The sequence below is a fragment of the Novosphingobium sp. BL-S-34 genome (genome assembly GCF_056857015.1).
Genome location: NZ_CM166472.1, coordinates 532,673 through 550,543, shown reverse-complemented (window position 1 = coordinate 550,543; position 17,871 = coordinate 532,673). Strand labels below are relative to the sequence as shown.

Annotated in this window: 16 protein-coding genes; 7 read left to right on the top strand and 9 right to left on the bottom strand. The window is 64.3% G+C overall.

Annotated features, from left to right (window positions below):
• Positions 1-5: 5 nt before the first annotated feature.
• Positions 6-1,217, bottom strand: coding sequence for a bifunctional 2-C-methyl-D-erythritol 4-phosphate cytidylyltransferase/2-C-methyl-D-erythritol 2,4-cyclodiphosphate synthase (locus AC1VV3_RS02580; RefSeq protein WP_431568583.1), 1,212 nt, complete (start codon positions 1,215-1,217; stop codon positions 6-8).
• A 100-nt stretch (positions 1,218-1,317) separates the two neighbouring features.
• Here AC1VV3_RS02580 and dusB point away from each other — a divergent pair, with 100 nt between their 5' ends.
• From dusB to hflX, 7 genes are all read left to right on the top strand, one after another.
• Positions 1,318-2,391 carry a tRNA dihydrouridine synthase DusB gene (gene dusB / locus AC1VV3_RS02575; protein ID WP_431568584.1) on the top strand — a complete coding sequence of 358 codons (1,074 nt, stop codon included), beginning with the start codon at positions 1,318-1,320 and terminating at the stop codon, positions 2,389-2,391.
• The gene (locus AC1VV3_RS02570) at positions 2,388-3,527 is read left to right on the top strand and encodes a two-component system sensor histidine kinase NtrB (protein ID WP_132262800.1); all 1,140 of its coding nucleotides are present in this window, start codon (positions 2,388-2,390) and stop codon (positions 3,525-3,527) included. The genes dusB and AC1VV3_RS02570 overlap by 4 nt, the downstream gene beginning before the upstream one ends.
• The gene (locus tag AC1VV3_RS02565; protein WP_431568585.1) at positions 3,524-4,933 is read left to right on the top strand and encodes a sigma-54-dependent transcriptional regulator; all 1,410 of its coding nucleotides are present in this window, start codon (positions 3,524-3,526) and stop codon (positions 4,931-4,933) included. Before AC1VV3_RS02570 ends, AC1VV3_RS02565 begins: the two co-directional genes overlap by 4 nt.
• A gap of 111 nt (positions 4,934-5,044) precedes the next feature.
• A complete protein-coding gene (locus AC1VV3_RS02560) occupies positions 5,045-7,234 on the top strand; it encodes a sensor histidine kinase (protein WP_132264107.1) in 2,190 nt (729 codons plus the stop codon).
• Between the two features lie 58 nt (positions 7,235-7,292).
• Positions 7,293-8,687 (top strand): nitrogen assimilation response regulator NtrX, encoded by a 1,395-nt coding sequence (gene ntrX / locus AC1VV3_RS02555; protein WP_132262796.1) that lies wholly within the window; start codon positions 7,293-7,295, stop codon positions 8,685-8,687.
• Between the two features lie 211 nt (positions 8,688-8,898).
• Positions 8,899-9,495 carry an RNA chaperone Hfq gene (gene hfq, locus AC1VV3_RS02550; RefSeq protein ID WP_134092910.1) on the top strand — a complete coding sequence of 199 codons (597 nt, stop codon included), beginning with the start codon at positions 8,899-8,901 and terminating at the stop codon, positions 9,493-9,495.
• 22 nt (positions 9,496-9,517) lie between these two features.
• Complete coding sequence (gene hflX / locus AC1VV3_RS02545; RefSeq protein ID WP_431568586.1) at positions 9,518-10,858, top strand: GTPase HflX; 1,341 nt, start codon at positions 9,518-9,520, stop codon at positions 10,856-10,858.
• On the opposite strand, the gene mazG is transcribed toward hflX, so the two are convergent.
• The 8 genes from mazG to AC1VV3_RS02505 form a co-directional block, all read right to left on the bottom strand.
• Positions 10,835-11,623: a nucleoside triphosphate pyrophosphohydrolase gene (gene mazG, locus AC1VV3_RS02540; RefSeq protein ID WP_431568627.1), complete on the bottom strand. Its 789-nt coding sequence runs from the start codon at positions 11,621-11,623 to the stop codon at positions 10,835-10,837. The two genes, hflX and mazG, sit on opposite strands and share 24 nt — an antisense overlap.
• Before the next feature lie 77 nt (positions 11,624-11,700).
• A complete protein-coding gene (locus tag AC1VV3_RS02535; protein WP_132262790.1) occupies positions 11,701-11,886 on the bottom strand; it encodes a hypothetical protein in 186 nt (61 codons plus the stop codon).
• A complete protein-coding gene (locus tag AC1VV3_RS02530; RefSeq protein WP_132262788.1) occupies positions 11,883-12,662 on the bottom strand; it encodes an MBL fold metallo-hydrolase in 780 nt (259 codons plus the stop codon). The genes AC1VV3_RS02535 and AC1VV3_RS02530 overlap by 4 nt, the downstream gene beginning before the upstream one ends.
• Entirely contained in the window at positions 12,659-13,435 is a 777-nt protein-coding gene (locus AC1VV3_RS02525) for a TatD family hydrolase (protein ID WP_431568587.1), read from the bottom strand. Before AC1VV3_RS02525 ends, AC1VV3_RS02530 begins: the two co-directional genes overlap by 4 nt.
• Positions 13,435-15,009 carry a methionine--tRNA ligase gene (metG, locus tag AC1VV3_RS02520; protein ID WP_431568588.1) on the bottom strand — a complete coding sequence of 525 codons (1,575 nt, stop codon included), beginning with the start codon at positions 15,007-15,009 and terminating at the stop codon, positions 13,435-13,437. The genes AC1VV3_RS02525 and metG overlap by 1 nt, the downstream gene beginning before the upstream one ends.
• A gap of 31 nt (positions 15,010-15,040) precedes the next feature.
• Positions 15,041-16,015, bottom strand: coding sequence for a DNA polymerase III subunit delta' (locus tag AC1VV3_RS02515; protein ID WP_431568589.1), 975 nt, complete (start codon positions 16,013-16,015; stop codon positions 15,041-15,043).
• The gene (tmk, locus tag AC1VV3_RS02510; RefSeq protein ID WP_431568590.1) at positions 16,012-16,659 is read right to left on the bottom strand and encodes a dTMP kinase; all 648 of its coding nucleotides are present in this window, start codon (positions 16,657-16,659) and stop codon (positions 16,012-16,014) included. Before tmk ends, AC1VV3_RS02515 begins: the two co-directional genes overlap by 4 nt.
• Entirely contained in the window at positions 16,656-17,828 is a 1,173-nt protein-coding gene (locus AC1VV3_RS02505; RefSeq protein WP_482961947.1) for a D-alanyl-D-alanine carboxypeptidase family protein, read from the bottom strand. The genes tmk and AC1VV3_RS02505 overlap by 4 nt, the downstream gene beginning before the upstream one ends.
• Positions 17,829-17,871 lie beyond the last annotated feature (43 nt).

Here is a 17,871-nt window from a genome sequence, read left to right as displayed (position 1 = left end):
GCTCCTTAAATCCGTACCAGGCTGACGACGGCCTGGCAGGCGATTCCTTCTGCCCTACCCGTAAAACCCAGCTTTTCGGTGGTTGTTGCCTTCACGCTGATCAACCCGGGGTGAACGACGAGAATTTCCGCGAGCCGCGCGCGCATGGCTTCGCGGTGAGGGCCTATCTTCGGCGCCTCGCAGATGATGGTGACGTCGGCATTGCCCAGCGCATAACCGGCTTCGGCGATGAGCTTTCCAGCGTGGGCAAGGAAGCGATCCGAAGCCGCGCCTTTCCACTGCGGATCGCTGGGCGGGAAGTGCTGGCCGATGTCGCCCTTGCCCACGGCGCCGAGCATGGCGTCGACCAGGGCATGGATGGCCACGTCGGCGTCGGAATGACCGGACAGGCCATGGGTATGAGCGATCTTCACGCCGCAGAGCCAGAGTTCCTCACCTTCCTCCAGGCGGTGAACGTCATAACCCGTGCCCACGCGGATAGGCGGGGCGGCTGCGGCGAAGTCCGAGGAATAAGTCAGCTTGTGCAAGGCTTCGTCTCCTTCGACGAGCGCGATTTCCATGCCGGAAGCCTGGGCGACCTGGGCATCGTCTCCGGCATTGGTAGGGCCGTCCCAGGCGCGGTGCGCACCGAGAATTCGGTCGAAACGGAAGGCCTGCGGGGTCTGGACCCGGCGCAAGTCTTCCCGCCGCGCCGGAGCGCCCATGACTTCGCCGTCTCCGGACGTTTCGGCATGGGCGAGGCTGTCGGCCACCGGCAGCACCGGAATAGCGCCCTCGTGATCGTCCAGGGCAGCCAGCAACCGGCCGATCACGGCGGCGGGAAGCAGGGGCCTTGCGGCATCATGTATGAGGACGAAATCGGGATCGCCGCCCACGAGCACTTCGAGCCCCAGCCTCACTGACTCCTGGCGTGTTTCGCCGCCGTTGGTGAACAGTATGCCCTCGATCCCCGAGAGCGCTTCCGCCGCCAGGGTTTCCGCGCCTTGCGGGATCACCACGAGAATCGGTTTCACGCCGGCGCTGGCGAGGGCTTCCACCGAATGACGGATCACCGGCTTGCCGCGCCAGGGCGCGAATTGCTTGGGGAGCGGCTGCCCGGCGCGCAGTCCCTGGCCCGCCGCCACGACGACGGCGGCAACGGTCGAGACAGGCACCGGCGTGGCGGTGCTGGGATGTTCGGCGGGACGCTGGGGCGTTTCTGACAGGTCTTGCGACATTGTCGTTGCCGGTAATCGCTTGCCGAGGCGAGGGCAATCCACTATGCGCTGCCTGTTTTTTAGGCACATCTCGTTTTTCAGGCAATTACCGGTTCACGCAATGAAGACTCTGCCCACTCCTCCGGCTGTCACGCCGATCCAGGTCGGTCCCGTCACGGTCGACTGCCCGGTCGTGCTCGCGCCGATGACCGGCGTGTCCGACCTGCCGTTCCGCAAGATGGTGCGCAAGTTCGGCTCGGGCCTGAACGTCACGGAGATGATCGCCAGCCCCGCCGCCATCCGCGAGACCCGCGTTTCGCTGCAGAAGGCGATGTGGGACCAGATCGAGGATCCGGTGTCCATGCAGCTCGTCGGCTGCGAACCGGAGCAGATGGCGGAGGCGGCCAAGCTGGTCGAGGATCGCGGCGCCGCGATCATCGACATCAACATGGGCTGTCCGGTCCGCAAGGTCGTCAACGGTGACGCCGGTTCGGCGCTGATGCGCGACGTTCCCTTGGCGACGCGCCTGATCGAAGCGACCGTCAAGGCCGTGAAGGTGCCCGTCACCGTGAAGATGCGCATGGGCTGGTGCCATGACAGTCTCAACGCGCCGGAACTCGCCCGAATCGCCGAGGACCTCGGCGCGAAGATGATCACCGTCCACGGCCGCACCCGGAACCAGATGTACAAGGGCTCGGCCGACTGGCGCTTCGTGCGCGGCGTGAAGGAGGCTGTCTCCATTCCCGTGATCGTCAACGGCGACATCTGCGGCATCGACGATGCCGCCGCTGCGCTGGAGCAGTCCGGTGCCGATGGCCTGATGATCGGCCGCGGCGCTTACGGAAAGCCCTGGATCCTCGCGCAGGTCATGCAGTGGTGGCGCGGCAACGGCCTGATGCAGGAACCCGATTTCGGCCAGCAGTACGAGATCATCCGCGAACACTATGAGGACATGCTCTCGCACTACGGCCGCGAAACCGGCGTGAAGATGGCGCGCAAGCATCTGGGCTGGTACGTCAAGGGCATCAAGGGTTCGGCCGAGTTCCGCAATCGCGTCAACTTCGTCGATGATCCTGACGAAGTCCTGCGTTCGCTCGCCGAGTTCTACGCGCCGTTCCGCGGGATGTCGGGCTGTGAAGCAGCCAGCCCTGATGGCGAGACCGGCACCGCATCGGCAGACCGTCAGGCTGCATGAACTTTACGCCGCACACGGCCCTGCATACGACTTTGCCCGCGGCGTCCCGGCTCGTTGCCAGCCTGCCGCAAGCGGTTGTCCTGCTGGAGCCGGGGCTGCGGATCGCGTCCCTCAATCCGGCTGCTGAGCAGTTCTTCGGCCAGTCCCTGCGGCTGCTGGTGGGTACGCCGCTGCAGGAAATGCTGACGTTTTCCGACCAGCTTCTGCTGGAGCGCCTGGACGATTACGAAACCCCGGTTTCGGCGCGCGAAGTGGTGGTCACGCTCAAGGGCAAGGGCGCGCGCCGCATCGACGTGAACGTCGCGCCGATCGCGGACACGCCGGGCTGGCAGGTGCTGACCATCCACGACAACACGGCAACCGAGGCGCTGGGAGACGATTCCGGCGGCCCCGACAATGCGGTGCTGCGCGGGCCGGAGATCATGGCCCACGAGATCAAGAACCCGCTGGCCGGCATTCGCGGCGCCGCGCAGCTTCTCGCCCGCAAGGTCGAGGACAAGGACCGCGCGCTGACCGATCTCATCACTCTTGAGGTCGACCGGATCGCCAACCTGATCGACCGGATGCAGAAGCTCAGCCGCCGCACCGCGCCGCCGGTAGAGCCGTGCAACCTGCACGAATCGGCGCGCCGCGCGCTCGACGTGCTGTCCGCGGCCAATGGTGCGGCGCCCGAGCGGGTCAAGCTGGTGGAAGAGTTCGATCCTTCGCTGCCCGCCGTGCTCGGCAGCCCGGACGCCCTGGTGCAGGTGATCATCAACTTGCTCGCCAATGCTTCGGAAGCCTGCGGGAACGAGGAAAACCCCCGCGTCACGATCCGCACCCGCTTCGCCAGCGGTCTCCAGCTCCATACCAGCGACTCTGGGGAGCCCGTGCGCCTTCCGGTGGAACTGCGTGTCACGGACAATGGCCCGGGTGTCGATCCGGCCATGCGCGATCATATTTTCGAGCCGTTCGTCACCACCAAGAAGTCCGGGCAGGGCCTTGGCCTGCCGCTCGTGCGCAAGCTGGTGCGCGACATGAACGGCCGCATCACGCACGAGCGCGACGAGGAGGGCGGCCTCACGCACTTCCGCGTGCATCTGCCGCTGGCGCGCGAAACTCGCAGCCGATCAAACAGAAGGAGACCGGCAGCGTGAGCGTGCTGCTCGTCGAGGACGACCTTTCGATCGCCATCGTCATCACCGCAGCGCTGGAGGCGGAAGGCTTCTGCGTGGTCCATTGCCAGTCGATCGCCGAGCGTGACCGGCTGCTGGAGGAGGGGCCTTATCAGGCGCTCGTCACGGACGTGATGCTGCCCGACGGCGACGGCATCGAGACGATCGACCGGGTTCGCGCCCTGCATCCGGCGCTGCCGATCGTCATCGTCTCGGCGCAGAACACCCTCGATACGGCCGTGCGCGCCACCGATACCGGGGCCTTCGAGTACTTCCCCAAGCCTTTCGACATCGACGAACTCGCCCGCACCGTCCGCCAGGCGGCGGGAGCGGGGCAGGGAACCGCGGTGGAAGGCGAGGAACCGCTGGGCGACGGCCTGCCGCTGGTGGGCCGCAGCACGGCGATGCAGACGGTCTTCCGCATGATTACGCGCGTGCTGCGCAACGATCTGACCGTGCTGATCCTCGGCGAATCCGGGACCGGCAAGGAGCTTGTCGCCGAAGCGGTGCACAACCTCGGGCATCGCCAGGCCGGCCCCTTCATTGCCGTGAACACAGCCGCGATTCCCGCCGAACTCATCGAGAGCGAACTGTTCGGCCACGAGAAGGGCGCCTTCACCGGCGCCGTCGCCCGGCACGTCGGCAAGTTCGAGCAGGCCGCCGGGGGCACGCTGTTCCTTGACGAAATCGGCGACATGCCGATGCAGGCCCAGACGCGGCTGTTGCGGGCGCTCCAGTCCGGCACGGTGCGCCGGGTGGGCGGACGGGAAGAAATCCGGCTCGATGTCCGCATTATCGCCGCGACCAACAAGGACCTCGAACCGGAGATCGCGGCAGGGCGATTCCGCGAGGATCTCTATTACCGCCTCAACGTGGTCCCCATCCTCATGCCGCCGCTGCGCGACCGCCGCGACGACATCGACGTTCTGGCTCGCCATTTCCTCCAGCATGCCGCGAACGAGGGACTGCCTCGCCGCCAGTTGACGAGCGAGGCGGCGGAATTGCTCAGCCGTCAGCCCTGGCGGGGCAACGTGCGTGAGCTGAAGAACTTCATCTACCGCCTGGCCCTGCTGGCGCGCGAGGATGCCATCGATCCGGAAAGCATCCAGTCCCTGCTGGCCGCGGAGACTCCGGCCGTGCCCGAGGAGGACAGCGGCGACATCGCGCAGGCCGTCACCCGCTGGCTGGCTCTGGAGAAACCCGCCAACGGCACGATCTACCAGGCCGCCGCCGCAGCCTTCGAAAGGCCTCTGTTTGCCGAAGTGCTCAAGGAAACCGGGGGAAACCAGCTGCGCGCGGCGCAGGCCCTCGGGATCAATCGCAACACTTTGCGTAAGCGCCTCAGTGAGTTGGCTCTCGATCCCGAGGAATTCGTTCGTCGCTCATGATACGACCTTGATGGATTTGCCCTTGCAAAGCAGCAACACCGGCGTTGTAACGGTGCAACGATGAACGAGACCCTGGTCCACAAACGCGCCTGGCCGCGCTGGTGGCGGCGCATGCAGGTTGCTGCCCGCCGCGCGAATTTCTTCGCGATCATGGAAGTGCTCTCGATCGCCTCCTTCCTGATCATGACCGCGACAACCTGGATCGCGCTCAATTTTCGGGACAAGGGGCAACTGCTGCCCTCCAACCTCACGGCCACTCTGCTGGTGGGGACGCTCGTCCCGGCCATGGCGATCCTCGTGCTGCTGGGGCGCCGCATTGCGCTGCGCCGCGCTGCCGAGAGCATCGGCGGAACCGGGCAGATGCACGTCCGCCTGGTGTTCATCTTCTCGCTGATCGCCGCCGTACCCACGCTGCTGGTCGTGATCTTCGCCTCCTGGCAGTTCCAGTCCGGCGTCGAGTTCTGGTTTTCCGATTCCTCGCGCGGCTTGCTGGAGAACGCCAACAAGCTGGCGCGCGGCTATTACGAGCAGACCCAGCGCGACGTCGGGAACGAGACGGCGGCGATGGCCTACGATTCCCGGAAGGTCCTGAGCGAATACCCGGTCGTCAGCGACTTTTTCCAGCGCTTCTTCGCTGGTCAGGTTTACAAGCGCAATCTCTCGGTTGCCGCGATCATCCAGGTTGCCGAAGACGGCAGCCAGCGCACCCCGATCATCGTCGATCCCGAAGGAAAGACCGAGGACAAACGGATCACGCCGGAAACGCAGGAACGGTTGAGCCGCGGCGAGCAACTCGTCGTCGCCTCGAACAACGACCGCGTCGTGGCGGTGGTGCCGATCGACAGGGAAGCGGGGGTCTATCTCTACGCGGCGCGAAGCTCGGAACTGCTGGCGCTCAGCCAGGGGCAGCGGGCCGAGAATGCCGAGAACATCGTGCGCGCCTACGAAGTTCTGACCAACCGTGCGCGGGTGCTGCAGCTGCGCTTCAACGTCGCCCTTTTCGTGGTGTCACTGGCGCTTGTCGGCCTGGCGGTCTGGTTCGCGCTGCGTTTCGCGGATCGGCAGGTCAAGCCGCTCTACGAGCTGGTCGATGCGGCGAGACGGGTGGGCAGCGGCAACTTCGCGCTCCGCATCGAGGGACGCACCGGCGCCGATGAGATCGGCCTGCTCAACCGCGCCTTCAATCGGATGACGGCGCAGATCGAAAAGCAGACCCAGGCGCTGCTTGGCGCCAACCGCCAGCTTCACGAGCGCCGCGTCTTCATCGAGGCCGTGCTGGAATCGGTGACCTCCGGCATCATCTCGCTCGATCCCGATGGACGGATCCTGCTGATGAACAGCACGGCCCAGAAGCTGCTGACCGCAAGGGCGGAACTGCCCGAGGACATGCCGCTGGCCGAACTGGCGCCGCAGATAGCAGCCCTGATCGAGCAGGGCAGCTCCGGCGGGATCGTCCAGTACAACCGCAACGGCGACCTACTGACGTTCGCCGTGAAGGTCAGTCGCGACGCCACCGGCTATGTCATCACGTTCGAGGACATTACCCGCCAGCTCTTGGACCAGCGCACGGCGGCCTGGTCCGACGTCGCCCGTCGCATCGCGCACGAGATCAAGAACCCGCTCACTCCGATCCAGCTCGCCACCGAACGCCTGAGCCGTCGCTATCGCAAGCAGATCGTCGACAATCCGGAACTGTTCGAGGACCTGACCCGCACGATCATTCGCCAGGTCGGCGAACTGCGCAAGATGGTGGACGAGTTCTCCTCCTTCGCGCGGCTGCCCAAGCCCGTGTTCCGCTCGGAAGATCCGGTGGCACTGACCCGGCAGGCCCTGTTCCTTCAGGAAGTGGCCCGGCCGGACATCGATTTCAGCTTCACCAGCGATCCCGGCGTCGGGGCCATCGATTGCGACCGGCACCAGTTCGGCCAGGCCATGACCAATGTCTTGAAGAACGCGGTCGAGGCGATCGAGGCCAAGGCCAAGGAGGCTGACGGCGACTACCGCGGTGCGATCGGCGTGGCCGTGGAAGCCCTGCCGGAGGCCATCATGGTGCGCATTGCCGACAACGGCATCGGCCTTTCGCAGGACCGCGAACGCATCATCGAACCTTACGTGACCACGCGCGAGAAGGGCACTGGCCTCGGCCTCGCCATCGTCAACAAGATCATCGAGGAACACGGCGGCGAAATGCTGTTCCTGCCCACACCGGGCGGCGGCACCACCGTCACCATGCGCTTCGCCGTCGATCCTATCGCCACAGATCCGCTCCCGGGGCACCGCAAGCAGGAGGCCGCCGAATGATGCCGGCCTGTCGCAACCTGCTTTCCCCCATCATCCCCCTCACCAAGAAGACAATGCCATGGCTCTCGAAATCCTGATCGTCGACGACGAACGCGACATCCGTGAACTGGTCGCAGGCGTCCTGAGCGACGAAGGCTACGAATGCCGCACTGCTGGAGACAGCGAGGCGGCGCTTGCCGCCATCGATGCGCGGCGCCCTTCGCTGGTGCTGCTTGACGTGTGGCTCCACGGCAGTCCGATGGACGGTCTGGAAGTGCTGGACGCCATCAAGGCGCGCGAGCCGGAACTGCCGGTGATCATCTTCTCCGGCCATGGCAATATCGATACCGCGGTTGCCGCGATCAGCCGCGGCGCGGTGGACTTCATCGAAAAGCCCTTCGAAGCGGAGAAGCTGCTCCATCTGGTCGGCCGCGCGACGGAAACCGAGCGTCTGCGCCGCGAGAATGCCCAGCTTCGCCACGACTTTTCGATCGGAGAGGAATTCACCGGTTCCAGCGGCGCGATCAATCAGGTCCGCGCGACGCTCAAGCGTGTTGCCAACACCGGAAGCCGCCTGCTCATCACCGGCGCCGCCGGATCGGGCAAGGAAGTCGCAGCGCGGCTTCTCCACGCCTGGAGCCCGCGCGCCGGCAATGCCTTCGTCAGCGTCAATTCCGCCAGGATCACCCCCGAACGCTTCGAGCAGGAACTGTTCGGCGAGGAAGCCGACGGCGCCCTGATCCGTCCGGGCCTGCTGGAGACGGCCGACAGCGGCACGCTCTATTTCGACGAAGTGGCCGATATGCCGCTTTCGACCCAGGCCCGGATCCTGCGCGTCTTGACCGACCAGGCTTTCGTGCGCGTCGGCGGAACCCGGCAGATCCGCGTCGATGTGCGCGTGGTTTCCTCCACGTCGCGCGATCTCGAAAAGGAAATTGCCGAGCGGCGTTTCCGGGAAGACCTGTTCTACCGGCTCAACGTCGTCCCGGTGTCGATTCCGGCCCTGCGCGAACGGCGGGACGATATCCCGGCGCTGGTGGACCATTTCTTCGCACGCTACGCCAACGAGCAGGGCGTCTCGCCGCCCCAGGTCAGTGCCGAGGCCATGACCGCGCTCCAGGCCTACGAGTGGCCGGGCAATGTGCGCCAGCTTCGCAACGTCGTGGAGCGCACGGTGATCATGGCACCGCGTGAGAAGCTCGCCCGGATCGAGGCGGATATGCTGCCGCCGGAAATCTTCAACAGCCGCGGAAATGGCGATGCCGGCGTCTCGGTGATGATGAGCGCGCCCTTGCGCGAAGCGCGCGAGAGCTTCGAGCGGGAGTATCTGCGCGTCCAGATCCGCCGTTTCTCGGGCAACATCTCCAAGACGGCCTCCTTCATCGGCATGGAGCGCTCGGCCCTTCACCGAAAGCTCAAGCTGCTGGGCATGGCGGACCGGCGCGAAGGCGAGCATGATGGCGACGAGCTTTAGGAACGGCGGTTATCCGGGGTTTTCGCGAGGATAGCCTCGGGATTTTCCCGGATGCCTCAAGCCCTTTTTGCGAACCTGTCACAAGAGTGCTACATTTTCGGCGTTTACTGCACTGCAGCAACTGAGTAGATTCCGATTCGAGAACGGCTTCGGGAGTTCCGAAGCCAGATCGCGGACCGCAAAGCGGCCGCCAAAAAAAAGGAGAAATGATATGGCCGGCCGTACGCTGACCGCTCGTCCGCGACCCACGCCGCCCCCCGCGGCCGAAACCGAAGCCGACCCCGCCACGGAAACCGTGGCACCGCCTCCCGTTTCCGCTGGGACTTCGGCAGGGAAGGGGCAGAACCTTCAGGACCAGTTCCTCAACCTCCTGCGCAAGAACAAGACCCCCGTGACCATGTTCCTGGTCAAGGGCGTGAAGCTGCAGGGCATTGTTACCTGGTTCGACAATTTCTCCATTCTTCTGCGCCGCGACGGCCAGTCGCAGCTCGTCTACAAGCACGCGATCTCGACGATCATGCCGTCGACCCCGGTCGATGCGCGCCAGTTCTCCAGCGGCGCGGACAATGGCAAGAAGACGCGTGTCCTTCAGGACGTGTTTCTTTCCAGCATCCGCAACGCCGGCGTTCAGGTCACGATGTTCCTGATCAACGGCGTCATGCTGCAGGGCCGCGTGGCTGCCTATGACCTGTTCTGCATGCTGCTGGAGCGTGAAGGTTACGTCCAGCTTGCGTACAAGCATGCCGTTTCGACGATTCAGCCCGTGACTCCGGTCGACCTTCAGGCGCATGAAGAAGCCGAAGACTGACAACACCGGAAGCTGAACTGATTTGAACGACGAACTCAAGGGCGAGGTCACGCGCGGCGCGCGTGCCCTCGTCGTTTATCCGCAGATGCGTGGACGAGGGGATCTCGATCCCGAAGCGCGTCTCGAAGAGGCCAGGGGCCTTGCTGCAGCGATCGGCCTTGTCGTGGCGGAAGCCATGGCCATCCCGATCCGCGAACCGCGCGCCGGAACGCTTTTCGGCGAAGGGCAGATCCAGAACATCTCCGTCGCCTGCGAGCTGAACGAGGCTGAGCTGATCATCGTCGACGGTTCGCTGTCGGCCATCCAGCAGCGCAATCTCGAAGAAAAGCTCAAGCGCAAGGTCATCGACCGCACCGGCCTGATCCTCGAAATCTTCGGCGAGCGCGCGGCAACGGCTGAGGGACGGCTTCAGGTCGAGCTCGCGCACCTGGACTACCAGGCCGGCCGCCTCGTACGCAGCTGGACTCACCTGGAACGCCAGCGCGGTGGCTTCGGCTTCCTCGGCGGTCCCGGCGAAACGCAGATCGAGGCGGATCGCCGCATGATCCGCGATCGCATGGCCAAGATCCGGCGTGAGCTGGAGCAGGTTCGCCGCACCCGAGGGTTGCACCGCGATCGCCGCGAAAAGGCCCCTTGGCCCATCGTCGCGCTCGTGGGTTATACCAATGCCGGGAAGTCTACGCTTTTCAACTACCTGACCGGCGCCGACGTGATGGCCGAAGACCTCCTCTTCGCCACGCTCGATCCCACCATGCGGGCCATCCGTTTACCGGCCGTGGAAAAGGCGATCCTGTCCGACACGGTGGGCTTCATCTCCGACCTTCCGACGCAGCTGGTCGCGGCTTTTCGCGCGACACTTGAGGAAGTGAACGCCGCAGACATCATTCTGCACGTCCGCGATATCGCCAACCCCGATACGGATTCGCAGAAAAGGCAGGTCCTCGAAGTTCTCGCCGATCTCGGCGTGATCGGCGGGGAAGGGGAGCCCGATGACGAGGAGGCCCTTGCCAGTTCCATCCCGATCATCGAGGTCTGGAACAAGTGGGACCTGCTCACCGCGACGCAGGCAGGCGAAATGCGCGAAGCCATGGCGCAGCGGCCGGAAGAGATCATCGTTCCGACTTCCGCGCGCACTGGAATGGGCTGCGACTTCCTGCTGGAAACCGTCGGTGCGGCGCTGACGGCTGACGCGAAAGTCTATTCTTTCGTCATTCCGGCGGCCGATGGCCAGCGTCTGGCTTTCCTTCACGCACGCGGCGAAGTGTTGGCGGAAGAGGATGCGGGCGAGGGGCCGGATGGTCCCCAGCTTCGCCTGCAAGTCCGCCTTGCGGAACGCGAACTAGGTCGTTTCAGCGCGCTCTGAGGCTTTCACGGCCTGCCAATAGGCCTCCTGCTCATCGAGCGGGAGGCCTTCGAAGGCCTGGCCGTCGCGCTGGGCGAAGGCTTCCATGGCGCGGAAGCGGCGCTCGAACTTGGCATTGGCAGCGCGCAGTGCGTCCTCGGGAGCGATCCCGTGGAGGCGAACCAGGTTGACGGCGGCGAACAGCAGATCGCCGGCTTCTTCCAGTTTCTCGGCGTCGCTGGCTTGCTCCAGCTCTTCCATCTCCTCATGGACCTTCGCGGCTGCGCCGCTGGGATCGGGCCAGTCGAAGCCCACGCGTGCGGCACGCTTTTGGAGCTTCTCGGCGCGCATCAGCGCTGGCAGGGAAATCGCGACGCCGTCGACGGCGCTGGTTTCACCTTTGGCGCTGCGCTCACTGGCTTTGACCTTTTCCCATCGCTCGGTCTGGGCGTCTCCGGTGCGATCGTCACCGAAGATGTGGGGGTGCCGGGCTTCCAGTTTGTTCGATATGGCGTCCGCCACGTCGCCGAAGACGAAATGTCCGTCTTCTTCGGCCATGCGCGCGTGGAATACGACCTGGAGCAGAAGGTCACCGAGTTCGTCGCGCAAAGCGGGAATATCCTGGCGCTCGATGGCATCGGCAACTTCGTAGGCTTCCTCGATCGTATAAGGCGCGATTGTAGCGAAGGTCTGCGCGAGATCCCATTCGCAACCGGAAACGGGATCGCGGAGACGCGCCATGATCGAAAGAAGACGGTCAAGCTGCTGGTGACGCTGCGGCGTCATCGAGGGGGTCATCGAAGCGTCGGTCATAGAGATCGATAATACATCTTATGTTAAATCATGGGACAAGGCAGGACGGATCATTGCCGGATCTGGAACCCGCTGACCTGGATGATTGCCACCAGACCGATGATGATCGCGGCCCAGATCAGAGCCATCTTGAGCATGGTTCCCATCGGCATTGCACGAAACCGGGAATTGCTGGTGACGAGAATGAGCGCACCGATCACGGAGATGACGGCTACGATCAATCCGGTCTGGCTCATGGTTCGATCACCATTCCATCAAATGCGACCCGGACGTTCTCGGGCACTTCGCCGCTGAGTGTCGCATAATCCATGCTCTTGTCGAGGTGTGTCAGCACGGCCTGGCCAACGCGGCAGACTTCGGTGATTTCCAGCGCCATGCCCAGATGCGCATGGGTCGGATGCGGTTCGCGGCGAAGGCAGTCCACCACGAGCAGATCGGCGCCGTAGCACAAGTCGACCATCCCGCGCGTGATCTCACTGAAGTCAGTTAGGTAACATACTGATTTTCCGTCACAATCGAATCGGAATCCGGTGGATTCCGTCGGACCATGCGGCATCTGGGTGTGATCCACCCGGTATCCTTCGCAAAGTCGCACCGTATCGAGATTATCCAACGAAATCAGTGTGGGATAACCATACTGGCCGGCGAAGACATAACCGAAGCGCTGGCGCAGTCGGCGGACGGTTTCCGAGTGAGCGAAACCGGGGATCGGTCCCGCGCGGCCGTAGCGCAAGGGGCGCAAGTCGTCGATGCCGTGGCAATGATCGGCGTGATCATGGGTCCAGAAAACGGCGTCGATCCGGTGAACTTCGTTAGCGAGTAGCTGTGCCCGCAAGTCGGTGGGCGTATCGACCAGGATGCGACTTCCGGCGTCGCTCTCCAGGATGATCGATACTCGCGTGCGCCGGTTCTTCGGCTCCTCCGGATCGCAGAGGCCCCAGTCTGCTCCGAATTCGCCGCCAAGGCGGGGAACCCCGGTGGAGGTGCCGCAGCCAAGGATCGTCACTTTCACGCAGCAGCTTTCTTGAACAGATTGAAGAAGTTGCGGGTCGTTGCTGAGCCTAGTTCTTCTATCGAAATACCGCGAAGGTCGGCAACGAACCGCGCCGTGTCGGCCGTATAGGCCGGCTCGCAGCGCTTCCCGCGATGGGGGACGGGCGCAAGAAACGGAGAATCCGTTTCGACCAGAAGCCGATCTTCCGGAATGGTCGCGACGACGCCCTGCAAGTCCTGCGCGTTCTTGAACGTGACGATCCCGGATATCGAGATCGAGAGGCCGAGGTCGAGCACTTTGCTTCCGAAATCGGCGCTTGCGGTGAAGCAGTGGATCAGGGCGGGAAAGGCGCCCTTCCCCATCTCGTCTTCGAGTATCCGGAAAGTATCGTCCTCAGCGTCGCGGGTGTGAATGATCAGCGGCAGGCCGGTCTTGCGCGAAACGGTGATGTGCGTGCGAAACAGGGCCTGCTGAACCTCGCGATCCGACTTGTCGTAATAGTAATCGAGACCGGTTTCCCCGATACCGACGACCTTGGCGTGCTGCGTCGCTTCGAGCAAGGCTGCCTCGCCGAGGTCGGCATGCTGGTCCGCCTCATGCGGGTGGATGCCCACCGATGCCCAGACATCCGGATAGCGCGCTGCGGTGCCGACCACCCTCTCCCACTCGCTGCAGCGCGTGGAAATGTTCAGGAATCCGCGAATGCCGGCCGATCGAGCCCGGTCGAGCACACCGTCCTGGTCTTCGACGAGGCCTTCGTATTCGAGGTGGCAGTGCGAATCGATCAGCATCACGCCTCCGCATCCTCCGGAAGTTCCAGACGCGGGAAGACGCCCACCGGCTTCTCGACCTTGAAGCCGCTGGCGGCCAAGGTCTCGAACCATTGCTGATCGGTCAGCGCCGCGAAATCTCGTGCGCCGGCGTTCTGGCCCATCTGGTCGAGCAGCTTGTCGATGGAGCCCGGAACGACCGGGCGAACGGCAATGGCGAGGTCACGGACGACGCGGAAGAGCATCATCAGCACCGCTTCCATACGCTCGGGGTCGGATTTGCGCAGAGCCCAGGGCGCCTGATCGTCGACATACTGGTTGCAGGCGAATACCGCCCGCATCCAGGCTTCGAGGCCTTCGCTGAACGAGAGTTCGTCGAAGCTCTTGCGCAGGCCCGCCACGCCTTCCGCGACGGCTGCGAGCAGTTGCGCATCGGCATCGGTTTGCGAATGTCCAGTCTTAAGTTCGCCATCCATGTTCTTGAATATCATGGAAAGACTGCGCTGTGCCAGGTTGCCGAAGCTGTTGGCCAGTTCGGCATTGGTACGCGTGACGATGGCTTCCGGAGACCAGGAACCGTCCTGTCCGAATGCCACTTCGCGCATCAGGAAGTAGCGGACCATGTCCACGCCGAAGGTTTCGGCCAGACCGATCGGATCGGTCACATTGCCGAGGGACTTCGATTCCTTCTGCCCGCGGTTGAGCAAAAAGCCATGGCCGAACACCTGTTTGGGCAGTTCGAGGCCGGCGCTCATCAGGAAGGCGGGCCAGTAGACCGTGTGGAAGCGGACGATGTCCTTGCCGATCAGGTGCAGGTCGGCGGGCCAGAACTTCGCGAACTCCGCGGTCTCGTCCGGGAAACCGAGGCCGGTGATGTAGTTCGTGAGGGCATCGACCCAGACGTACATCACGTGCTGCGCGCCGTCCGAACCCTCGGCGGTGGGCACCTTGATGCCCCAGTCGAAGCTGGTGCGGGAGACCGAAAGGTCCCGCAGACCGCCTTCCACGAAGCGCAGGATTTCGTTCTTGCGCGTTTCGGGGCGGATGAAATCGGTCGAATTATAAAGCTCGATCAGCTTGTCCTGATAGCGGGACAGGCGGAAGAACCACGATTCCTCGACCGTCCACTCTACAGGCGTGCCTTGCGGAGAAAGCTTCTCACCGCCCTCGCCCGCGATCAGTTCGCCTTCGTCATAATAGGCTTCGTCGCGGATCGAGTACCAGCCCTCGTAGCGGTCGAGATAGAGATCGCCATTGGCTTCCATCCGGCGCCACAATTCCTGCGTCGCGGCGTGATGGCGCGGTTCGGTGGTGCGGATGAAGACATCGTAATCGATATCAAGACCGTCACACATCTCCTTGAAGTAAGAAGACATTTCCGTCGCAAGCTCTGCCGGCGTCGTGCCAAGGTCGCGGGCTTTCTGGGCCATTTTCAGGCCGTGCTCGTCGGTTCCGGTCTGGAACCGGACATCGAAGCCCTCCGCCTTCTTGAAGCGCGCGATGACGTCGGCGGCGATCGCTTCGTAGGCGTGGCCGATGTGCGGCTTGCCGTTGGGATAGCTGATCGCGGTGGTGATGTAATAGGGCTCGCCCATGCGGCGTCGGGCTTTCTTTTGCAGGAGTTTCTTAGCGAGCCGTCTCTCTAGGCATCGCCGTCGATGCCAGCAACCCGCCAATTTCCATTATCAGGAGACCGGCATCGAAATTGTAGGTCGGGGCCTGGTTCGACAGGACGGTCAAGACACTGTGGGCTTCGATCAGGCGGCGCTGCCTGGCCGTAGAGGCTTGCGGCAACTCGTGAGCGAGCACCGTGCGGGCAAGCTCCAGCGTGGCCAGTTGCCGGTCGCGCGCGGGCCTGCCGCCCATTTCCTCGGCCAGACTGCCGCGCAGATCGTATTCGGCGTCGCCTTCGCGCAGGATCTGCATCATCAGACGGTGAATGCTTCCAAGATCGTGCTCGACGAAGCTCAGGGCGATCCCCGGCGAACCCTGTGCGGCATCGATGGCGGCGCGGCGTGTGTCCGCATCCGCTTCAGGGATGTCGCGCCGGATCACTGCATCGAGTTCGTGCTCGTCCAGGGCCGCAAAGCGCAGGATGCGGCAGCGTGAACGAATGGTTGGAAGCAAGCGCCCAGGCTGGTGGGCCAGGAGCAGGAAATACGTACCGGCGGGCGGCTCTTCCAGGGCCTTGAGCAGCGCATTGACCGCGCCCTTTTCCATGTCATCCGCCGGATCGATGATGATCGCGCGGCGGTCGCCCATGGTCGGCTTGGTGGCGAGACGACGGATCATCTCGCGCACCTGATCGACGGAGATGTTGCGCTTGGTCTGGTAGGGCTTGCCCTCGGCCTTCTTCTTGGCCTCGTCATCGTTGGCGGGAAGATGCTCGAGGATGTAGATGTCCGGGTGCATCCTCGGGTCTGGCCGAGGCTCGCCGGGAGCACGCACGAGTTCTGCTGCCGCGGTGCGCGCGAAGGCGGCTTTGCCGAGCCCCTTCCCGCCGGCCAGCAGCCAGGCGTGATGCATCCGCTCGGACCCGATTGCGGCGAGCCACTCCTCCCATGCCGCCTTCTGCCCGATGAACGGCAGGTCTTCGTTCATCGCAGGTCGCCGAGTGCGGCAATTATGGCGGCGCAGGTCTGCTCGGGCGTGCCGTCGCCGTCGATGCGGACGAAACGCTTCGGCTCGGCATCGGCGAAGCTGGCAAAGGCCTGGGCGACACGGGCATGGTAAGCCGCGTCGCGGCCGCCGATGCGGTCCGTGCCGTCAATGTCGCGCAAGGCCAGTCGCCCTGCGGCGACTTCGGGCGAGACTTCGATCAGCACGGTGACGTCCGGCAGCATGTCCTCGCTGCCAATGGCGTGGAGCGTACGCAAGTCGTTATCGGACAAGCCGCCACCGCCGCCTTGATAGGCCCGGCTCGAGTCCAGGAAACGGTCGCAGATCACCCAGGCGCCGCGCTCCAATGCCGGGCGGATCAGCTTCTCGACATGGTCCGATCGTGCGGCCGCGAACAGCAGGGCTTCGGCGCGGGGACCCCAGCCACCTGCGTCACTGCCATTCTCGTCTCCGACGCCATGGAGCAGGAGCGCGCGGATCGCTTCGGCCCCGACCGTGCCGCCAGGCTCGCGGGTGGTCACGACGTCAATGCCGCGGCTGCGCAGGTCTTCTGCCAGAAGGCGCGACTGGGTGGACTTTCCTGCCCCCTCGCCGCCTTCCAGCGCAATGAATCGTCCTCGGGTCATGAGAAGAAGCTGATAAGCCCGTTCATCAGTCTGTCCAGCGGTCCAGCGACGCCAACGTCTTTACCCGCGTAAAGCGGGACGTGCCCCGGGGCGAGACCTTCGACCCTGATTTCCAGTTCTCCCACCTGATCGCCCTTGCGGATCGGCGCGACCAGCGGTCCCTTGTAATGGACCGCGAGCGAAACCTTCTCGTGCCCGCCCTTGGGCAGCGTGGCATGAACTTCCCGATTGGCCACCAGCGGAACCGAGCGGGCGTCTCCGCCCTGCACCCGGGCCTGACTTACGGGCTGACCCTGGTCAAAGAGATGCCGTGCATCCCAGGCGGAGAAGCCCCATTCCAGCAGGGCCTTGGCAGCGTCATCGCGGACCTTGGGCTTGGGCGATGCCGCAAGCATCATCACGAGCCGGCGCCCGCCGCGTTCGGCCGTGCCGAGGAAGTTATAGCCCGCCTCGCGGGTGTAGCCGGTCTTGATGCCGTCGGCGCCGGGGACCACGCCCACCGTCGGATCGTGGCTGTGCATGGCGACATCGCGCCACATGTAATGCTTCACGCCCGAGAACTCGTGGTAGAGCTGCGGGTGGCGGGTGATCATGGCGTCGGCCAGCTTCACCATGTCGCTGGCGGTGATGTAGGTATGGCCGTCGTCCATCCAGCCGTTGGGCGTGTTGTAATGGCTGCCGGTCATGCCGATGCGGCGCGCTGCTGCGTTCATCATCGCCGCCCAGGCGGGAACGCTGCCGGCGTAGCCCTGTGCAAGCACGATGGCGCCGTCGTTCGACGATGCCGTCATGACGCCATGAAGCAAGTCGCGAACGGTGGGATGATCCTTTTCCGTCAGGTACATGGACGTACCTTTGGCGAACCATTCCTTGGCCGTTTCGGGGCGCACCGACATCTGCCGGTCCAGGCTGAGACGGCCGGCATCGATCTCTTCGAAGGCGACGAAGGCGGTCATGACCTTGGTGACCGATGCCGGCAGGAACGGCACGTCCGGACGGCGCTGGACGAGCACCTGGCCCGAACCGATATCGACCAGGATGCTGACCGGGATCGGCGCCAGCTCGGCCGGCGGCGTGGGGATCGCGGCATTCGCTGCCGTAGCGACGGGACCGGAAACAAGGCTCGCCGAAGTGGCAAGCAGGAGGGCAGACTTCAGGAAGGATTTCAAGGCGCGACTTCTCCCCGCGCGCCCAGGACGGGCGCGGTGGCGT